This window comes from Pseudovibrio exalbescens DSM 16456 (assembly GCF_000422785.1).
In the GTDB taxonomy this organism is placed as follows: domain Bacteria; phylum Pseudomonadota; class Alphaproteobacteria; order Rhizobiales; family Stappiaceae; genus Pseudovibrio; species Pseudovibrio exalbescens.
Genome location: NZ_KE383918.1, coordinates 274,808 through 291,990, shown reverse-complemented (window position 1 = coordinate 291,990; position 17,183 = coordinate 274,808). Strand labels below are relative to the sequence as shown.

The 17,183-nt window shown below is 55.4% G+C and carries 15 protein-coding genes; 9 read left to right on the top strand and 6 right to left on the bottom strand.

Annotation, left to right across the window (positions count from 1 at the left end):
* The first annotated feature begins 128 nt into the window (after positions 1-128).
* On the top strand, positions 129-773 hold the full coding sequence (locus G512_RS0116010) for a hypothetical protein (RefSeq protein WP_028482591.1): 645 nt from the start codon (positions 129-131) through the stop codon (positions 771-773).
* Here G512_RS0116010 and G512_RS0116005 read toward each other — a convergent pair whose 3' ends face one another.
* Both G512_RS0116005 and G512_RS0116000 read right to left on the bottom strand, forming a co-directional pair.
* Positions 774-1,421, bottom strand: a complete 648-nt coding sequence (locus G512_RS0116005; protein ID WP_028482590.1) for a class I SAM-dependent methyltransferase — start codon at positions 1,419-1,421, stop codon at positions 774-776.
* Positions 1,418-2,689 (bottom strand): DUF3419 family protein, encoded by a 1,272-nt coding sequence (locus G512_RS0116000; RefSeq protein ID WP_028482589.1) that lies wholly within the window; start codon positions 2,687-2,689, stop codon positions 1,418-1,420. Before G512_RS0116000 ends, G512_RS0116005 begins: the two co-directional genes overlap by 4 nt.
* 226 nt (positions 2,690-2,915) lie before the next feature.
* Here G512_RS0116000 and ygfZ point away from each other — a divergent pair, with 226 nt between their 5' ends.
* The 5 genes from ygfZ to G512_RS0115975 all read left to right on the top strand — a co-directional run bounded on the left by ygfZ (position 2,916) and on the right by G512_RS0115975 (position 7,460).
* Positions 2,916-3,767 carry a CAF17-like 4Fe-4S cluster assembly/insertion protein YgfZ gene (gene ygfZ, locus G512_RS0115995; RefSeq protein ID WP_028482588.1) on the top strand — a complete coding sequence of 284 codons (852 nt, stop codon included), beginning with the start codon at positions 2,916-2,918 and terminating at the stop codon, positions 3,765-3,767.
* 33 nt (positions 3,768-3,800) lie between these two features.
* Positions 3,801-4,454 (top strand): YfbR-like 5'-deoxynucleotidase, encoded by a 654-nt coding sequence (locus G512_RS0115990; RefSeq protein ID WP_036489883.1) that lies wholly within the window; start codon positions 3,801-3,803, stop codon positions 4,452-4,454.
* Positions 4,455-4,466: 12 nt separating this feature from the next.
* On the top strand, positions 4,467-4,985 hold the full coding sequence (locus G512_RS0115985) for a tyrosine phosphatase family protein (RefSeq protein ID WP_028482586.1): 519 nt from the start codon (positions 4,467-4,469) through the stop codon (positions 4,983-4,985).
* Between the two features lie 10 nt (positions 4,986-4,995).
* Positions 4,996-5,979 (top strand): NUDIX hydrolase, encoded by a 984-nt coding sequence (locus G512_RS0115980; protein ID WP_028482585.1) that lies wholly within the window; start codon positions 4,996-4,998, stop codon positions 5,977-5,979.
* A 311-nt stretch (positions 5,980-6,290) separates the two neighbouring features.
* Complete coding sequence (locus G512_RS0115975; protein WP_051269467.1) at positions 6,291-7,460, top strand: cell wall hydrolase; 1,170 nt, start codon at positions 6,291-6,293, stop codon at positions 7,458-7,460.
* Positions 7,461-7,487: 27 nt separating this feature from the next.
* On the opposite strand, the gene acuI is transcribed toward G512_RS0115975, so the two are convergent.
* Complete coding sequence (gene acuI / locus G512_RS0115970; RefSeq protein ID WP_028482583.1) at positions 7,488-8,489, bottom strand: acrylyl-CoA reductase (NADPH); 1,002 nt, start codon at positions 8,487-8,489, stop codon at positions 7,488-7,490.
* A 453-nt stretch (positions 8,490-8,942) separates the two neighbouring features.
* Here acuI and nadA point away from each other — a divergent pair, with 453 nt between their 5' ends.
* The 3 genes from nadA (at position 8,943) to nadC (ending at position 12,635) form a co-directional block, all read left to right on the top strand.
* Positions 8,943-10,028 carry a quinolinate synthase NadA gene (gene nadA, locus G512_RS0115965; RefSeq protein WP_028482582.1) on the top strand — a complete coding sequence of 362 codons (1,086 nt, stop codon included), beginning with the start codon at positions 8,943-8,945 and terminating at the stop codon, positions 10,026-10,028.
* A 106-nt stretch (positions 10,029-10,134) separates the two neighbouring features.
* A complete protein-coding gene (locus G512_RS0115960; protein WP_028482581.1) occupies positions 10,135-11,772 on the top strand; it encodes an L-aspartate oxidase in 1,638 nt (545 codons plus the stop codon).
* Positions 11,769-12,635: a carboxylating nicotinate-nucleotide diphosphorylase gene (nadC, locus tag G512_RS0115955; RefSeq protein WP_028482580.1), complete on the top strand. Its 867-nt coding sequence runs from the start codon at positions 11,769-11,771 to the stop codon at positions 12,633-12,635. The genes G512_RS0115960 and nadC overlap by 4 nt, the downstream gene beginning before the upstream one ends.
* 42 nt (positions 12,636-12,677) lie before the next feature.
* Here nadC and G512_RS0115950 read toward each other — a convergent pair whose 3' ends face one another.
* The 3 genes from G512_RS0115950 to G512_RS0115940 form a co-directional block, all read right to left on the bottom strand.
* Entirely contained in the window at positions 12,678-13,613 is a 936-nt protein-coding gene (locus G512_RS0115950; RefSeq protein WP_028482579.1) for a hypothetical protein, read from the bottom strand.
* Positions 13,614-13,626: 13 nt separating this feature from the next.
* On the bottom strand, positions 13,627-15,117 hold the full coding sequence (locus G512_RS0115945; RefSeq protein ID WP_028482578.1) for a hypothetical protein: 1,491 nt from the start codon (positions 15,115-15,117) through the stop codon (positions 13,627-13,629).
* Positions 15,118-15,371: 254 nt separating this feature from the next.
* The gene (locus G512_RS0115940) at positions 15,372-17,045 is read right to left on the bottom strand and encodes an electron transfer flavoprotein-ubiquinone oxidoreductase (protein WP_143181451.1); all 1,674 of its coding nucleotides are present in this window, start codon (positions 17,043-17,045) and stop codon (positions 15,372-15,374) included.
* Positions 17,046-17,183 lie beyond the last annotated feature (138 nt).

Genomic DNA, 17,183 nt, shown 5'->3' with positions numbered 1-17,183 from the left:
TTTTGTGATAGTGCCCGGCTTTCGCTGCGCCCCTGTGTATAGCGCACATACACCCGATACCAAGCCGTTACAGATAAACAATTTCGTGTAGTCTGCGGGTGGGGCAACACCACCTTTGGAGATTATTCTTGTTCAAGTCCGTACTGATCACGGCGATGATCGCCAGTCTGATCCCTCTTTCAGCGCATGGCGCGGTGGTTCAGACAGAGACCATCCGCATCACCAAACCATCTCCTGCCCAAGACATTTCCCAAACACCGCCAGCCGAGACAAGCCCGACACCGCCCCCAATCGGCAGTGCCAGTGGCTTACCACCTGTTTACAAGGATGTAACCGCATTACCGGCTGCCGTTCAGGGGACGCGAAATGCGCTGATCGCTGCCATTCGAGCTGGCTCCGTGGAAAGGCTGGGGGATTTGTTGAAAGGACAACAGGTTCCACCCACTCTTTCCAACGACACGGTTACCGACATTACAAGCTTCCTGAAATCCTCTTCTGGGGATGGTGAGGGTTTGGAAGTCCTGGCTATTCTTGCCGATATTCTGGATGCAGGATACTTGCGCTGGCAGCCGGGCACGGAGCATGAAACGTACATTTGGCCCTACTTCGCCCACTACCCGCTCGATCAACTGACCAATGCGCAAAAGACAGAAATGTATCGTGTGATCACGGCTGGTGACTACGACTACATGAAGGACTACGGCGCTTGGACTTTTTATCGTCTTGGCATCGCGAAGGACGGTACGGTCATGTACTTCATCGCCGGCGAATGATTACGCCAGCGAGCCTATCACCGCATAGCCACGATAAAGCGAGCGAAAACGTACCGTCCGCGAGTATTGCTGGGCCAAATGCTGGAGGTGGGCATCCATCCCCACCCGCGGCTCTACGTGGAAGGCGGCCAGCCATTTCAGCAGCACACGCCGGAACAAGACCGGAAGGTGTTCTTGCTGTCCAAAGTCCACCAGATGCAATTGGCCTTTGGGAGCCAACAGCATAGCGCCTTGATCCAGCGCCGCATTCCATGGTGGAATCATCGACAGGCTGTAGGAAAACATCACATGATCGAAGTCACTGCATCCAAATAATGCCTGGGCATCAACCCGTGTGGCATCCGCTTTTGCCAGAGTGATCCGGTCTTGCAATCCCGCACGGGCAATGGACTTGCGCGCGGTTGCGAGCATCTCCTCAGAGAGATCGATGCCATAGAGTTTGGTTTCTGGGTAAAGCCGCGCAGCCTTGATCAGATTGCGTCCCGTACCGCATCCCATCTCCAGCAGGGTCTCCCCAGAGGTTAAAGATATTTCCCTCAAAAGCTGGTCACGCCCCAACAGGTAGTATTTGCGGCTGAGATCATAAATGTGTCGCTGATAGCGATAGATATCGTCCATCAAGGCTGAGGAGGTATGGGCTTCACTCACTGGTCAGCCCCCTTGAACTGATAGATATGGAAACCACCATAAATGGAAGAACGATCCTGCAGGTTCAACTGGTGGCTTTCCTCCTCATGATAGAACCACTGATCCAGAATCCCATCGGCAACGCGTCCCGGAAGAACAGAAGGCTCCGCCGCCGTGCGGAAAATGACTCGCGCTCCCGGCTTGGCACTTTGGGTGATACCCCACCACAAGTCATTGAGTTGCTGGTCGGTCATCCAGTCCTGAGCATCCAAAAGAACATATCCATCAAATCCTTCGCCGGCATCACTGGACAGATATTCCGTGAACGACCGGTTTAAAACCTTCACGCGATCAGCACGCGCACGGATTGTTTCATAGTGCTGTTCCTGAAGATACGGCGGCAATGGCCCGGCGGGGCTGCGCGGAGACACGCTGCTGCCCTCTTCGGCATAGCCACGATTGAAGGCTTGCCAAGCAAAATAGTTTTCGCTCATTGGAAACCCACAGGCGAGCCGTTCCAATCGCTGTTTCAGAACAACGGCCATGTTGCCATCGCCTGCGGAGGCCAAAGCTTCGTACTGAGCGGGCGGGATCCCAAGTCCGTACAACGACATCTTCTTGGAAGTGGCCCAGCGCACAAGGCGTTTATCGAACAATGGAGCCAATGTCTTGTCAAAGTAGCTGCGTTGTTCATCCAATGTTTTGGCTCTGGCCAACTGCTTAAGATCGACGCCATAAAGGCGGGCGACCAGATGTCCTGCGCCAATGAAATACCCAAGCATTCCATGATGGTAGAGATCTCGAGAAAACAGCGTGATGCGTTTACGGCCCCACGCTGTCAGATCGCGCCCTTCCCAATAATCGCGTGTAGTTGGGTCGATGTTGTTTTTCAAGAAACGCTCATAGAGCTGTATGTTGGACTTTTCATCCGCTGCACCAAAGAATCGATAGAACGACTGGTAATCCGGCAGGTTCCGCACCGCCGCCAACTTCAAGCGATTGAGAGCTACATGGGCGCGGTTGAGATCCAACGCCACAATTTCTTTGGGATCCGTCGTCAAATACGACATGACATTGCAGCCACCTGAAGCAATCGTGATGAGACGGGATCCGGGCGCCAAGTTAAGAGCCTTGATGTCGACCTCCGGATCTTCCCAGATCTGCGGATAGACCATCCCCTTGAAAGCAAATGTGAATAGACGTTCCAATATACCGTCCCATGTGGATGCACGTGAGCGATGGACCGCCGAATTCAATCGTTGCTTTGACTGCTTGAGGGGGGATGACACAACATTTCTCCCATGCGTTGCCTAAATCTTACTGAGCGTCTGTCTATGATAAACCAACGACAATTTGGTGACACACAACTATCGGCTGCCCCAAGCAACGCGCGTCTACCAAACGTGTTTATTTTTCCCATTCGCCCCCCATATTGGAAAACGACTCTTGGACTTGCGAACCGTTCCGAGTTAAGTGCAAGCCAAGTGGACGAAACCGGGTTTACGGAGGTGGACGATGCAAGCTGGTGTGGCAATTCTTGAATCACGAGGGGTCGTGCACGTCTACGGGGAGGAAGCGGAACACTTTCTTCAAAATCTTGTCACCTGCCATGTGGACACTTTAACGGCGGAGCATCCTTCGTTTGGAGCCCTGTTGACCCCACAAGGCAAGATTCTCTGGGACTTTTTGATCTTCGCAGCACCCAATGGGGGCTTCTTCATTGATGCACCCAAAGCAGAGGTTAAGGGCCTGATCAAGCGACTCAGTTTCTACAAGCTACGCTCAAAGGTCACTATTGAAGACTGCACTGAAAGCCACAGTGTTGCTGTGGCATGGGGCACGTCGCTCCCCGACGGCTTTGTGACGGATCCCCGCCTTGCCTCGCTTGGCGGGCGTTGCATATTCTCCAAAGCCCAAAAGCCCGCAGCTCTTGAGGGAGCCTTGGCGAGTGAAGCGGACTGGCACCAGCACCGCATCTGTCTTGGCGTACCCGAAAGCATTCTGGATTTCCCGTTGGGAGACACCTTCCCCCATGACGTCAACATGGACAGCTTGAATGGCGTTGCCTTTGACAAGGGGTGTTTCGTGGGCCAAGAAGTGGTGTCTCGAATGAAACACCGGGGTACCGCGCGCAAGAGAATTGTTGTGATTCAAGGTGATACATCTTTGCCCCCATCTGGCACAGAAGTAACCGCCTCGGGTAAGGTAGTTGGCAGTATGGGAAGTTCTGCCGGTCAAAACGGCCTTGCTCTTTTGCGTCTTGACCGCGCCAAACAAGCTCTTGATGCGGGCGACCCGATCACAGCGGAGGACGCGACGCTTCGAGTGTCACTTCCTGTGTGGGCGACCTTTGGCTGGCCCGACTAAAACTTGAACCTTTTTCTGCATTCAGGAGATCCAATGCCCGCTGACAGACCCGACATCCCGCCCCGTGCCTGGCAACGCATGCTCTCGGGACGTCGGCTGAATCTGCTGGATCCCTCGCCCTTTGACATTGAGTTGAGCGACATTGCCCATGGCCTTGCCCGAGTTGCCCGGTGGAACGGTCAAACATTGGGCGACAACGCTTTTTCCGTCGCTCAGCATTCCGTGATCGTTGAAGAAATCGCCGGGATGCTGAAGTCGGACCTGCCCGCCAAGTGGCGTTTGGCAGTGTTGCTGCATGATGCGCCTGAGTATGTGATCGGCGACATGATCTCGCCGTTCAAAACCGTGATGGGGGGAAACTACCGGCAGGTGGAAGAACGCCTTCACGAGGCAATTCACATCAGTTTCGGATTGCCCGCTCATTTGCCCGTTTATGTCAGCAAGCTCGCAAAAAAGGCAGATATCATCTGTGCTTATTTTGAGGCTATTGAACTGGCCGGTTTTGAGGAAAAGGAAGCGCGCAAGATCTTTGGCCGTCCACGTGGTTTGAAAGAAGCTCAACTGGAGCAAGTGCGGGCCGCCATGCCACCCCTGCAAACCGGTGCCGCCCAACGCCAGTTCCTGCAGCGATTTGAAGAGATCAACTCACAGCTCCATCTAGCCACTGAAGGACTTCGTATTCTTTAGGAGGCTTCCGTCATGTTGTATGTATCGCCCCTGTCCAAACTGGAGGATGTGGCACGATCAGATCAGTTCGGTGGCCTGATCAGTCTTACCTCGCCCAGCACTGAGTTCGCGCGCCCAGACGACCTTCAGGCCGTGCCTCACCTTTCACTGCGGTTTCACGATATCCCTGAGCCACGAGAGGGCTACGTCGCCCCGGCTCCGGAGCATGTTTCTGAAATTCTTTCCTTCGCACAGAGCATTCACAAGACGCGGCCGATCCTGATTCATTGCTGGGCTGGAATCAGCCGGTCGACAGCCGCCGCTTTCATCATCGCCTGCTCGCGTTCCGGCGCTGGCTGCGAAGCCGAACTCGCCAACGCCTTGCGCACAGCCGCCCCGAGCGCAACGCCGAACCCACTTCTGGTGAAGTACGCAGATGCGCTGCTTGAACGAGACGGCCGAATGATTGATGCTATTGCACGCATCGGGCGGGGGGCCGATGCATTCGAAGGCACACCGTTTCGCTTTCCCTTCATCCTCCCCCCCAGCTGAGAGGATTTCAATGAGCCAGTCAGGCGTGATGATCGAAATTGACCTGAACGCCGTGATTGTGTCCGTTGATAAGTCAACGCCATACGTTCTGACCGTTCCGCACGCGGACAGAAATGGCGATCATGGTCTTCCGTATGGTCCGTTCAATCCACTTGAGCACCGCACCTTCGAAATCGGCCTGCGCTCCTTCGTGGAAATGCAGACGGCGCTCAAGCTGGGTCACGTAGAACAGCTTTACACATTCGGTGATCGTGGTCGGCATATGACCACGCCGGAATCCAAACCACATGTGGTGTCTGTTGGATATCTGGCGCTAACGCGGCAAACGCCAGAATCCGATGAAATCCTCAAACAGCAGGGCGCGCGTTGGCGCTCCTGGTATGACTTCTTTCCCTGGGAAGACTGGCGAAGCGGTAAACCGGGCCTTCTGGACGACACGCTCCTGCCTCTTCTGCAGACCTATTGTGATGACCCTACCGTGCGCGATGCACCTTCCACCACGATCAGCCGTCGTGATCGGTTCCAGCTCAGTTTTGGCACCGGTTGCGGTGTCTGGGACGAGGAGCGCGCGCTTGATCGCTACGAGATGATGTACGGTGCCGGGTTGGTCTACGAAGCCCGGCGAGACGGACGACCAGAGGCCCAGCGCGAAACAGCCCTGCCTATGCTCGGAGAGAGCATGACGTTCGATCATCGGCGGATTCTGGCAACAGCCCTGTCCCGCCTGCGCGCCAAGTTGAAATATCGTCCGGTGGTATTCGAGTTGATGCCCCCCGAGTTCACACTGACAGACCTGCAGCGGACTGTTGAGGCCATTTCAGGTCAACACCTGCACAAACAGAATTTTCGTCGATTGGTCGAAGGGGCTCACCTAGTGGAGCCGACAGGTCGGCTCTCAACTGCAACGGGGGGACGCCCCGCGGCCCTTTATCAGTTCCGACGCGACATCCTGACAGAACGCCCAACACTCGGTTTGCGGGTCGGTCGACACTAGGCCTGACAGCACCATACAGCCGAAGCAACGCTTTTCCGTGTAAAAACGATTTTCCATAAGCGCCTCTAAATTAACCCTGTTTCCGTGAAACTTGACAGGTGTCGGGCCGCATTCTGCGGTTTTTTCCGGCTTTAACCTCCTATCAAGGTTAATGGGGGAATATTTCCTAGCCTGCAAGGAAAGGGGTTCGGGTGCCGCGTTGTTTTTGGCGTCCGGCGTGATCAGGGACAAGTTTCCCCGCGCGAATTTTGTTGGAGTAAGTGCGTATGTCGGGCCGAATACACTCGTCTGTCAGAACAAAGCGCGGTCGTATGAGCAGAAAGCTGAAGCTCGTTGCTTTCACAGCGCTCGTTTACTGCGGTATGACCGTGACAGTTGCACAACAGGATGTGCTTGAGCTCGTGATGTCCGCGGAAAATCAAACACCCCGCTGGATGCGCGCTATTGAAACAGCCAACCACGCAACGCTGGTCGAACCCACCTTGGTTGGCGCTGACGTTCCCAACACAAAGGCCTCCGACTACGTTCTTGACAATGGAAATGGGGCGACACCACGCACCCACATACCTGAACTTGCCTCTGTCCTTGCCAACAAAGGCGCACCGGACTTCATCCGTGGCCAACGTGTCAACCGATCTGCCAAGGGTGATCGCGGCTTTGCCATGGCCCCAGCCAGACAACCATTGCAAGCCAGCGCCGGATCTGTTTTCGCCCTCACAAGTCTCCTGACCTCAGCCGAACGCACGACCCTACCCCAGGTCGCGTTCGTTTCAACACGCCATCTGCCGGATGCCGCATCGTCGACCATGATGGCGGAGAACACCCAAGATGGCCAACCTTTGGACCTCACCGAAATGGCGGTTGCACGGGCTAACGCTGCCGCCGGCCTGTCCCTTGCTTCAGCTTATGCGCCCTCCAATCTGGACGACGTCAAGGCGCCCTTTGATGCATTGCTGGGCGGAGAAGCTTCGGTTGCCGGCAAGACCAGCTTGAGTGAAGACGAATTGGCTGAACTAGCCAAAACCGACCCGCACTGGTGGTACAAGGCACCTCTACCCAAGAGCGCCCAGTCCTCTCGGGAACAACTTTGTCTGGCTGAAGCCATCTATTTCGAAGCCCGAGGCGAGCCTTACAAGGGGCAGGAAGCTGTAGCACAAGTTGTGCTGAACCGCGTGAAGAACCCAGCCTACCCGAACACAATCTGCAAGGTGGTCTATCAAAACCGCCACATGCGCAATGCGTGCCAATTTTCCTTTGCCTGTGACGGCATTCCGGAACGCGTTCAAAAAGGTCGCGCATGGACACAGGCCCAAGAGATCGCCGCCAAAGCGGTTGAAGGTAAGGTGAACCTGTCAGAGGTTGATGCTTCGACCCACTATCACGCTACCTATGTGCGTCCCCGTTGGGCTGGTACGATGAAACGCCTCAACCGGATCGGCAAGCACATTTTCTACAAGACCTACGGTGGTGGCTGGAGTTGATCCAGCCACTTTTTTCAGGCTTGAAACCTATAGCTCGGAATAGTCAACAATCAATCGACCGCGGACTTTTCCTTTCAAGATATCAGCCGCCTTTTCAGGCACTTCCGAAATCTTGATCGTTGAGGACAGAGCATCGAGCTTGCTCATCTCAAGATCCTCGGCCAGACGCCGATAGGCTTCTTCGCGGCGTTCAAGCGGCGCCATTACAGAGTCGACACCCAACAGCGCAACACCACGCAGAATGAATGGCATTACCGTTGCCGGCAGATCCATGCCCTGTGCCAACCCACAGGACGCGACAGCTCCGCCGTATTTTGTGCGTGCCAACAAGTTGGCCAGCGTATGACTGCCAGCCACATCAATGGCGCCGGCCCAGCTTTCCTTTCCGAACGGGCGTCCCGGCTCAGAAAGTTCTGCGCGGTCGATCACCTCAGACGCACCAAGGTTCTTCAAAAAGTCAGCTTCTGATTGGCGGCCTGTTGACGCGATGACCTCGTATCCAAGTTTGGCCAGGATACTGACGGCTACCGACCCAACACCACCGGCTGCACCTGAAACAGCGACGGGGCCCTTCTCGGGTGTCAGTCCATAGCGCTCCAGTGCCATGACACAAAGCATGGCGGTATAGCCAGCGGTACCAATCGCGGCAGCGTGTTCCGGTGACAATCCATCGGGCCGCTTAATGAGCCATTCGCTTTTCAAGCGGGCGTATTTGGCATAAGCGCCGGTATGGACCTCTCCCACACCAAAACCGTTCATGATGATCTGATCGCCTGGTTGAAAACGATCGCTTTCACAGGAGACGACCTCGCCGATCACATCAATACCCGGCACCATTGGGAACTTGCGCAACACGCCCGGATTTCCTGCAAAAGCAAGACCGTCCTTATAGTTGACCGTTGAATGTGTCACACGCACCACGGTGTCGCCTGGAGACAATTCGTCAAGTGTGATGTCGCGCCATTCTGCCGGGTTCGGCTTTTTGGCGTCTTCGTCTTTGGTGATGACATAAGCTTTGAAGGCATCCATGAGGTATGCTCCGAGTTGAGTCTATGGGGAGGCCACGGTGGCAAATCGGCACCTTGGCGACAAGACCGTGGGAACTACTTGGATTGTCTGGCACGCCCTACGATCTTTCCTGGATTACGGGTTGGAATCGGGTGCGACCATCATCCTTTCAAAGGGCTTCTGGGTGCATTTACAGGCACTTGCACAGCCAATTCGATCCCTCTACTTGCGGGTTCTCAGCAATCGATAGCTCACGGCTGGTGATATACCATTTAGAGATCATATAGTTACAAATTCGGATCCAACAAAACCAGCTTTTTTGAATCTTCCCCTTGGCAACACAGCATCACTGCGTATATGTTATGATCAAGTTGAGCATAAGGATGGCGGCAGTGCCGCATTTTTTAGTGACCTCCTTATACTCAGATTGAGTATAAGTTTGATCGACCGGTCAGAACCGGAAGGGAAAAGCGTATGACAGCCTCTGCTAACGCGGCACGCGTACAGACACACACGCCGGATCACCAGCTAACGGCCCTTGAGAAATTTGGCAAGGTTCCGCGCCCGTCGCTGGCCTACACGGAAGAAGTGGCCCGGGAAACAGCACCGATCTACGAGAAGGTCAAGGATTTCATCCCGGAAATCGAGTGGGCTGCGCTGGCGCCTCTGGTGCATGCCATCAACAAGCTCAAGAAAGAGCGCAACGCGGTCATTCTGGCCCACAACTACATGACGCCCGACATCTTCCACGGCGTCGCAGATATTGTGGGCGACAGTTTGCAACTCGCCAAGGAAGCCGCCAAAACCGAGGCCGAAATCATTGTGCAGTGCGGTGTTCACTTCATGGCGGAGACTTCAAAAATTCTGAGCCCCGAAAAAACAGTGCTGATCCCAGACATGAACGCGGGATGTTCGCTGGCTGAGTCGATCACCGGCGAAGACGTCCGTCGTTTGCGCGAGGCTAATCCAGGGGTCCCGATCATCACCTATGTGAATACATCGGCAGATGTGAAGGCCGAGTGCGACATCTGCTGTACATCCTCCAACGCTGTTCAGGTGGTTGAGGCGATGGGTACAGACAAGGTGCTACTGGTCCCGGATCAATACCTTGCCGCAAATGTTGGTCGTCAAACCGACGTTGAAGTGCTGACGTGGGCAGGGTCCTGTGAGGTTCACGAACAGTTTACAGCGCAAGAGTTGCGGGATTACCGTGCAATCGAGCCGGGTGTGAAGATCATCGCGCACCCAGAATGCCCGCCGGAAGTGGTGGATGAAGCCGATTTTGCCGGCTCCACTGCGCACATGATCAACTGGGTGAAAGACAACCGTCCGGAAAAGGTGATGATGATCACCGAGTGCTCGATGGCCGATAACGTGGCCAACGCCACTCCGGAGGTTGAATACATTCGGCCTTGCAACCTATGTCCTCACATGAAGCGCATCACGCTCACCAAGATCCTGGACACACTGGTTGATCTGAGCGGAGAGGTTGTGGTGGATGAAGATATTGCCGCCCGCGCCCGCGTCTCTGTGGAACGGATGATCAATCTCAAGAACTAGATTCCACTCTGATAAAATGGTAAGCCGCCCTCAATCGCGGGTGGCTTGCCGTTCCTTTGGTCGGCCCGTCCCGCCAATTCCATTTGAAATCGACAGTTGAACAGCCATGACCCAAGTTGCCTCCTCGCTTGCGCCTGCCCTTTCATTAAACGGCGTAGATGATGTCGTCATTCTCGGAGGGGGGCTTGCCGGTTTGTTTTGCGCCCTCAAACTGGCCCCGAGGCCGGTTACCATCGTCACGAACGCCCCCATCGGTGGCGGCGCGTCGTCGGCTTGGGCACAAGGCGGCATAGCAGCGGCGGTAGCCGAAGGCGACACGGCAGAAGAACATGCCCGAGACACCATCGCAGCTGGCGATGGGATATGTGAAGAAGCCATTGTTCGAGGTATGACAGCGGAAGCTGCGGATCGGATTCACGATCTGTTGTCTTACGGCGTGCCGTTTGACAAGGATCTTGCTGGCAAGCTGGAGCTATCCCGAGAAGCGGCCCACACGGCTAATCGCGTGGTTCGTGTCCGTGGGGACATGGCTGGCAAATCCATCATGGAAGCGCTGCTGGCCGCAGCGCACAACACCCCATCCATTCGTGTTATCGAAGGCTACATCGGTAGCGAGCTTCTGACCGAAGGTCGATATGTGGTCGGCATTACAGCACGGCGTCGTGGTGGCACTCAGCGTATCACCATCCCGGCACGCGCTGTTGTCCTTGCCTCTGGCGGCGTGGGGCACTTGTTTGATGTCACCACCAATCCACGAGAAGCCAACGGACACGGCCTGGCAATGGCGGCTCTGGCTGGCGCGTATGTGGCGGATGCGGAGTTCGTTCAGTTCCACCCAACGGCCCTCAATGTGGATCTGGATCCGGCGCCTCTGGCCAGTGAGGCCTTACGCGGGGAAGGTGCCAAGCTCGTTGACGCGGAAGGTCGCCGTATCATGGAAGGCCAGCACCCTCAAATGGAGTTGGCTCCGCGAGATGTTGTTGCACGTGCGATCCATCGCGAAATCATGGGCGGCGGCAAGGTATACATGGATTGCCGCGAAGCCATCGGCGCCAGATTCCCAGAACATTTCCCGACGGTGTACGAAGCCTGTCAAGCCGCGGGGCTTGATCCGGTTACTCAACCGATACCCGTGTGCCCTGCTGCTCACTATCATATGGGCGGGGTAATGGCAGATGCCTCCGGCAGAACATCCGTTGACGGCCTCTGGGTTGCAGGTGAAGTGGCCGGGACCGGGGCGCACGGTGCCAATCGTCTCGCCTCGAACTCGCTGCTCGAAGCTGTCGTATTCGCCGCGCGTATTGCCGAGGATATTCAGGGGTTGATGCCTCACCCACGCCTTCATCATTGGGAACAGATCGACGACCGTGAGGATCAAGCCTCCAAGCGTAACCCGCAGGAGCGAGCCGTGGTTGAGCTTGTTCGCCGCGTTATGACACAGCACGTCGGTGTCGAGCGCAATGCAGAGGGGCTGACAATGGCGCTTGCCCTGTTGAACAAGGCCGAAGAAAAGTGTCACCGCAGCTCCATCCGCAACATGGTTGTAGCGGCCAAGATCATCTCAGGTTCGGCCCTGATGCGCGAAGAAAGCCGCGGTGGCCATTTCCGCTCCGACTTCCCGGAAAAGTCCAAGGCGTGGGAACGCCGTTCCTTTGTGAAGTACAACCAGATCCAGACGCTGGCGAATGATGCCATGGAAAGCGATATCGGGCGTGCTGCGTTGAAAGAGGAAACGAACGTATGACACAGCCCCTCCCCGAATTGCCACGGCTTCTGGTTGATCAGGCTGTAAAGGCCGCTCTTCTGGAGGATCTGGGCCGTGCTGGAGATATCACCAGTCAGGCAACAATCCCGGAAGACGCGCAAGCCAGGGCATCTCTCGTTGCGCGACAGTCCGGCGTAATTGCCGGAATTGACTTGGTCATCAGCGCGTTTTGCCAGAGCGATCCAGACTTTCAGATTGATGTTCTGGAGGATGATGGCACGGAGGTTCAGCCCGGGTCAGTGGTCGCAACCATCGAAGGCCCTGCACGTGCCTTGCTTTCAGCCGAACGCGTTGCCTTGAACTTTCTGGGCCACCTGTCCGGCATTGCCACAGCAACCAGGCAGTTCGCGCGTAAAATCGAACATACGTCCTGTAAGGTGGTCTGCACTCGCAAGACGACGCCCGGTCTGCGTGCCTTTGAGAAATACGCCGTCCGGTGCGGCGGTGGGGCCAATCACCGTTTCGGTCTGGATGATGCCATTCTGATCAAGGACAATCATATTGCCGTTGCCGGCGACGTGGTCACGGCAATCGAACGCGCCCGCGCTTTTGCCGGTCATCTCGTGCGCATCGAGGTGGAAGTGGATACTCTGGAGCAAATGAAAGAGGCCCTAACGGCAAAACCCGATGTAATCATGTTGGACAACATGGGCCCGGAACGGCTTCAAGAAGCGGTCGCACTTAACAGTGGGCAAGCAATCCTTGAAGCTTCGGGGGGCATCAATCTCGATACAGTCCAAGCCATTGCCGAAAGCGGCGTTGATCTGGTCTCCACCGGCTGGATCACCCACTCCGCCCCTGTCTTGGATCTTGGGCTGGACATAAAGATCGCCGGAACCTGAAGTTAAGAGTTATGAGCGGCACCTCAGCAGGTGCCGCTTTTTTTAACGAATGCAACGCGTTGCAAACATCTCAATGGCCATCTCCTGCTCAGGATCAGCAGCCCCGCCGGTCAGTTCATACGGATCATAGTCACCATAGCGCATGACAATCTGACGAGCTGCCTGCATCTTTGCGAACAGCTGGGTGTCTGTTGGGACAAAACCCATGCCAACCCATGCGGCCATGCCATCATCGTACTGCCACTGAAGGCGCAGTTTGAACGGATCACCATCCATTTCAAACACCAATTGATCTGGCACTTCCTCCTGGGTTTCATGCATCATCATGGGTTCAACCCAGATATCGTCTCCATTGTCCGGGCACCGAAACTTGATGAACGTAAACGTGTTTGGTGACAGATCCGGATCCTTCCAGCCCAGTTTGGCCGCAAATCCCTCGTCCCAGCTACCCGGCTCATAGGCCCAATGCCCGTTGCTCAAGGGCAAGGCTTCCTGGTCCGCAGCTTTCGGCTCCGGCCGCGTTATCTTCGCACTTTCGCGCCCAATATCCTGGGGGAACGGCATCAGACCATCGTCGGGCCGTGGGCCACTGCCAGCCGCCAAATCCTGCGCCATTTTAGGTGTCAAATTGCGAAAGACTTCCAAAGCCTCAGGCCGAGCGTCGACCTCGAACAGCACCTTTACGCCATCATCGGTCAGTTCCAGTAGAGTGAATTTGGCGCGACTACGCGCCGTGCGCTCCAGAATTGCCAGGTTCGGCTGACCGTTCTGTGTCAGATCCTCCGGGCCTTGCACACCAAATACCGGATCCCATGGCTCCCGCCCTGCTTCGAACACGGTGCGGCCCTTGAACCTGAGCTGAAGACCGTAATCATCTACCGAAAAGCTGTAGCCTTGCGGCAAGAACTGGGCCTGCGCCTCGACACCTGTACCAAGGCCAACTGCGACAGCCAGTGCCATCAATGTGTTCTTAAACATGATCCTCCTCCCGTTATGGTCTGGACAACAACTCATCCAGCGTCAAGGCGCGCTCGGCCTGCGTTTCCTTGATGCGCTCGAACAGCGCTTTTCGCGCTGCAATGATGTGGTCTTGCCGGGCTTGCAACGCCTTTTCCAGCTTTTCGAAATGCCGTATTGCCTTTACCTGACTAGCAAGCAGACTACCGTCAGTAGCCGCTTCTTCTTTCCAGGACATCAGTGTCTTGGGCAGTGCCAATACGCCGGCCAGATCTGAATATTCCGCAAGCCCATCCAACGGATCTGTAGGCACAACGTTGAGCCAGTTCACCGTGCTCCTCAGCATTGTTTTCAGTACATCCGTTGAAAAATCATGCCTCAAAACGTGGAGCTGGGACTGAACATCCGCCAATCGGTTCTGAACCTCCATAAAGCTGAAGCGGTAAACCTTTGTGGCTTTCACCAGTTTGTTGTACCGATCCACACCAGCCTGTGTAGGTGTTCGGCGCCAGGACCATTGAACTCCGCGACGTTTCAAATCCGCCAGATAATCGTTCAGGCTGATGATCTGATCCCGCGCAAGAGACCACTTGTTCTCAAGGATAGAATGTTCGACAGCGGCTGCGAACCCATCTACCCGCTCCAGTGCCTGTTGATCGCGCCACTCCAAGTCCGCCTGCGCCACAATAAAATCACCGCCACTGGATCTGGGGGATGTCAGCGGACTGAATCCAAGCGCATACGCGGTTTGCCGGGTGCGCTCTTTGGACTTGGCTGTTCCATCATCGGATAGCGCCCAGTGGCCATTCGCTTCGACCTTGATGAGGTGCACATTCATGCCATCCACCGGTTTGGTCTGTGCAACGCTGAGACAAAACACCTGATCTGAAACGAAGTTATTCTGTTTTGTCTTGTGAAAGGGTTCAGAAGTTCCGTCAAAATAGACCCAGGTCTCCTGCCCCATGCGCGTTCGAAAGCATCCACCTTCTCGGCCCGGAATCACGGTCGTGGAGGTAACGTCAATGGCGAAGCCCTTGGCGCCGTCATCCGTCACTTTTCCCCGGCCGCGCTCCTGTGTACCGATGAGCATCAGTCCGTTTTTTGTACGCTGCATAGAAATAGCGCCAATCTGCGGTATGGGTCTTAAAGTTTTCTCGTCAGGGAACTCAGTCTGCGTCAATCCCGCCTGCCGGTCGTTTGTTACGGCAATCGGTTGGCCGTCTTGCAAGACCAGATAAGGCCATTGGGCGAACAACGTCTTGCCCCGTGTCAGCAAATGAGAACCACCCACCTCAAACCCGAAAGCAGCCACCTCTGGCGGTACGGGAACCTTGTAGTCCCCATCACCAAACATGCGATCCAATGCTTGCTCAACACCTTGGGACTTGCTTTCTCCTGGTGGGTAGTAGAATTCGGTTCCGAGTACCAATCGTCGCGGCACGTCGCCAGCTTGGCCCGTATTGACGGCGAACAGCAACACCATAAGGGCAAGCAATACAGCGCCCACGCGTGACCAGAAATCCATCTTATTCTCCCCCGAGCCTTCCTGTCCCAGAGTCACACAATCCGGTTCAATTACAAGATGGTAATAGGACGCAAACACCCGTAGGTAGAGTTGATGAGCTTGAAGTTGTTCCCCTTTCTTCAGGTCTGGTCCGAGACAATTGAGAGGGTCGGGAGACCAAACTCCAGCAGTCAGGCCCTAGCCATCTGACCGCAAAAACAAAGCCCCCGCACATGGCGAGGGCTTTTCGTTGAGATACTTCGATTAATTGCGTTTTACATATTTGGATAGTTCGGCCCACCGGTTCCCTCGGGAACTGTCCAGGTGATGTTGCCGTTCGGATCCTTGATGTCACAGGTCTTGCAGTGAACACAGTTCTGGGCGTTGATCTGAAAGCGCGGTGCGTCCTCGCCTTCTTCCACCCATTCATAGACACCGGCCGGACAATAGCGGTTCGAAGGACCGGCATACACATCATGCTCAGAAGCCTTTTGCAGCGCTTCGTCCCGAACCTTGAGGTGGATCGGCTGATCCTCCTCGTGATTGGTGTTGGACAGGAACACTGAAGACAACTTGTCGAAAGAGATCTTGCCGTCCGGTTTAGGGTACTGAATCTTCTTGCAGTCCATGGCCGGTTTCAGGCTGGCGGCATCAGACTTGCCATGTTTGAGCGTTCCAAAAAGAGAAAAGCCCATCAGCTCGTTGGTCCACATGTCGAGACCGGAAAGCGCCATGCCGAACACTGTTCCGAACCGGGACAGAAGCGGCTTGACGTTGCGCACCTTTTTCAAGTCCTGCCCGATTTCGCTTTCGCGCCATGCGGTATCAAAGGCCGTCAGTTCGGTCTGCGCTTCCCCCTTTTCCAACGCATCAAAAACAATATCCCCGGCCAGCATGCCGGACAGCATGGCGTTATGCGAGCCCTTGATGCGCGGCACGTTTACAAAGCCAGCTGAACAGCCCATGAGCAGCCCACCCGGGAACGAAAGCTTGGGAACCGACTGATATCCCCCTTCCGTAATGGCGCGCGCCCCGTAGGAAATGCGCTTGCCGCCCTCAAACGTGTCGCGAACGGCCAGATGGGTCTTGAACCGCTGGAACTCTTCGAACGGGGACAAGTAGGGATTTTGATAGTTCAGGTGAACCACGAACCCGACGGCGACCTGATTGTCCTCCAGGTGGTAGAGGAACGAACCGCCTCCGGTCTTGTTGTCCAACGGCCAGCCCAATGTGTGTTGAACCAAACCAGGCTTGTGCTTTTTGGGGTCTACCTCCCAAAGCTCCTTGATGCCAATGCCGAACTTGGGATGATCGCTATCGCGATCCAAATCGAACTTTTCGATCAGTTCCTTGGCCAGAGAACCGCGGACACCTTCGCCAATGAGCACGTACTTGCCCAGCAAAGCCATGCCGCGCATGTAGGAATCCTTGTGGCTCCCATCACGGGCCACGCCCATGTCGCCTGTGGCAACCCCAATGACCTTGCCTTCATCGTTGTAAAGCACTTCGGCAGCGGCAAATCCGGGGTAGATTTCCACGCCCAGCGCCTCGGCCTTTTCGGCAAGCCACCGGCACACGTTTCCAAGTGAAACGATGTAGTTGCCGTGATTGTTCATCAACTTTGGCATCAGGAAATTGGGAATGCGGATGGACCCTGCAGGCCCGAGGGCCAGGAAGTGGTCTTCCTTTACTTCGGTCTTGATAGGCGCGGTATCATCCTGTCGCCAATCGGGGACAAGTTTGTCCAACCCGACCGGATCAATCACCGCTCCAGATAAGATATGCGCGCCGACCTCAGACCCCTTTTCCAAAACAACGACGCTGATATCCTCGCCCTTTTCATTGGCAAGTTGCTTGAGACGGATCGCAGCAGACAACCCTGCCGGGCCGGCGCCAACGATTACAACGTCAAACTCCATCGATTCGCGTTCTGGCAGTGCATCCGCCATTATCATCTCCCTCTGGGCTGCCAATGCCCCTTGTTCAACCACAGTATGTTCTGCAGCGCGCCCGAATTAAGTGTTTCTATGCAAACATTTCCTATGGGTGTAATTGAGAAAAATATTTGCTGCAATGCGTTTTAAGGA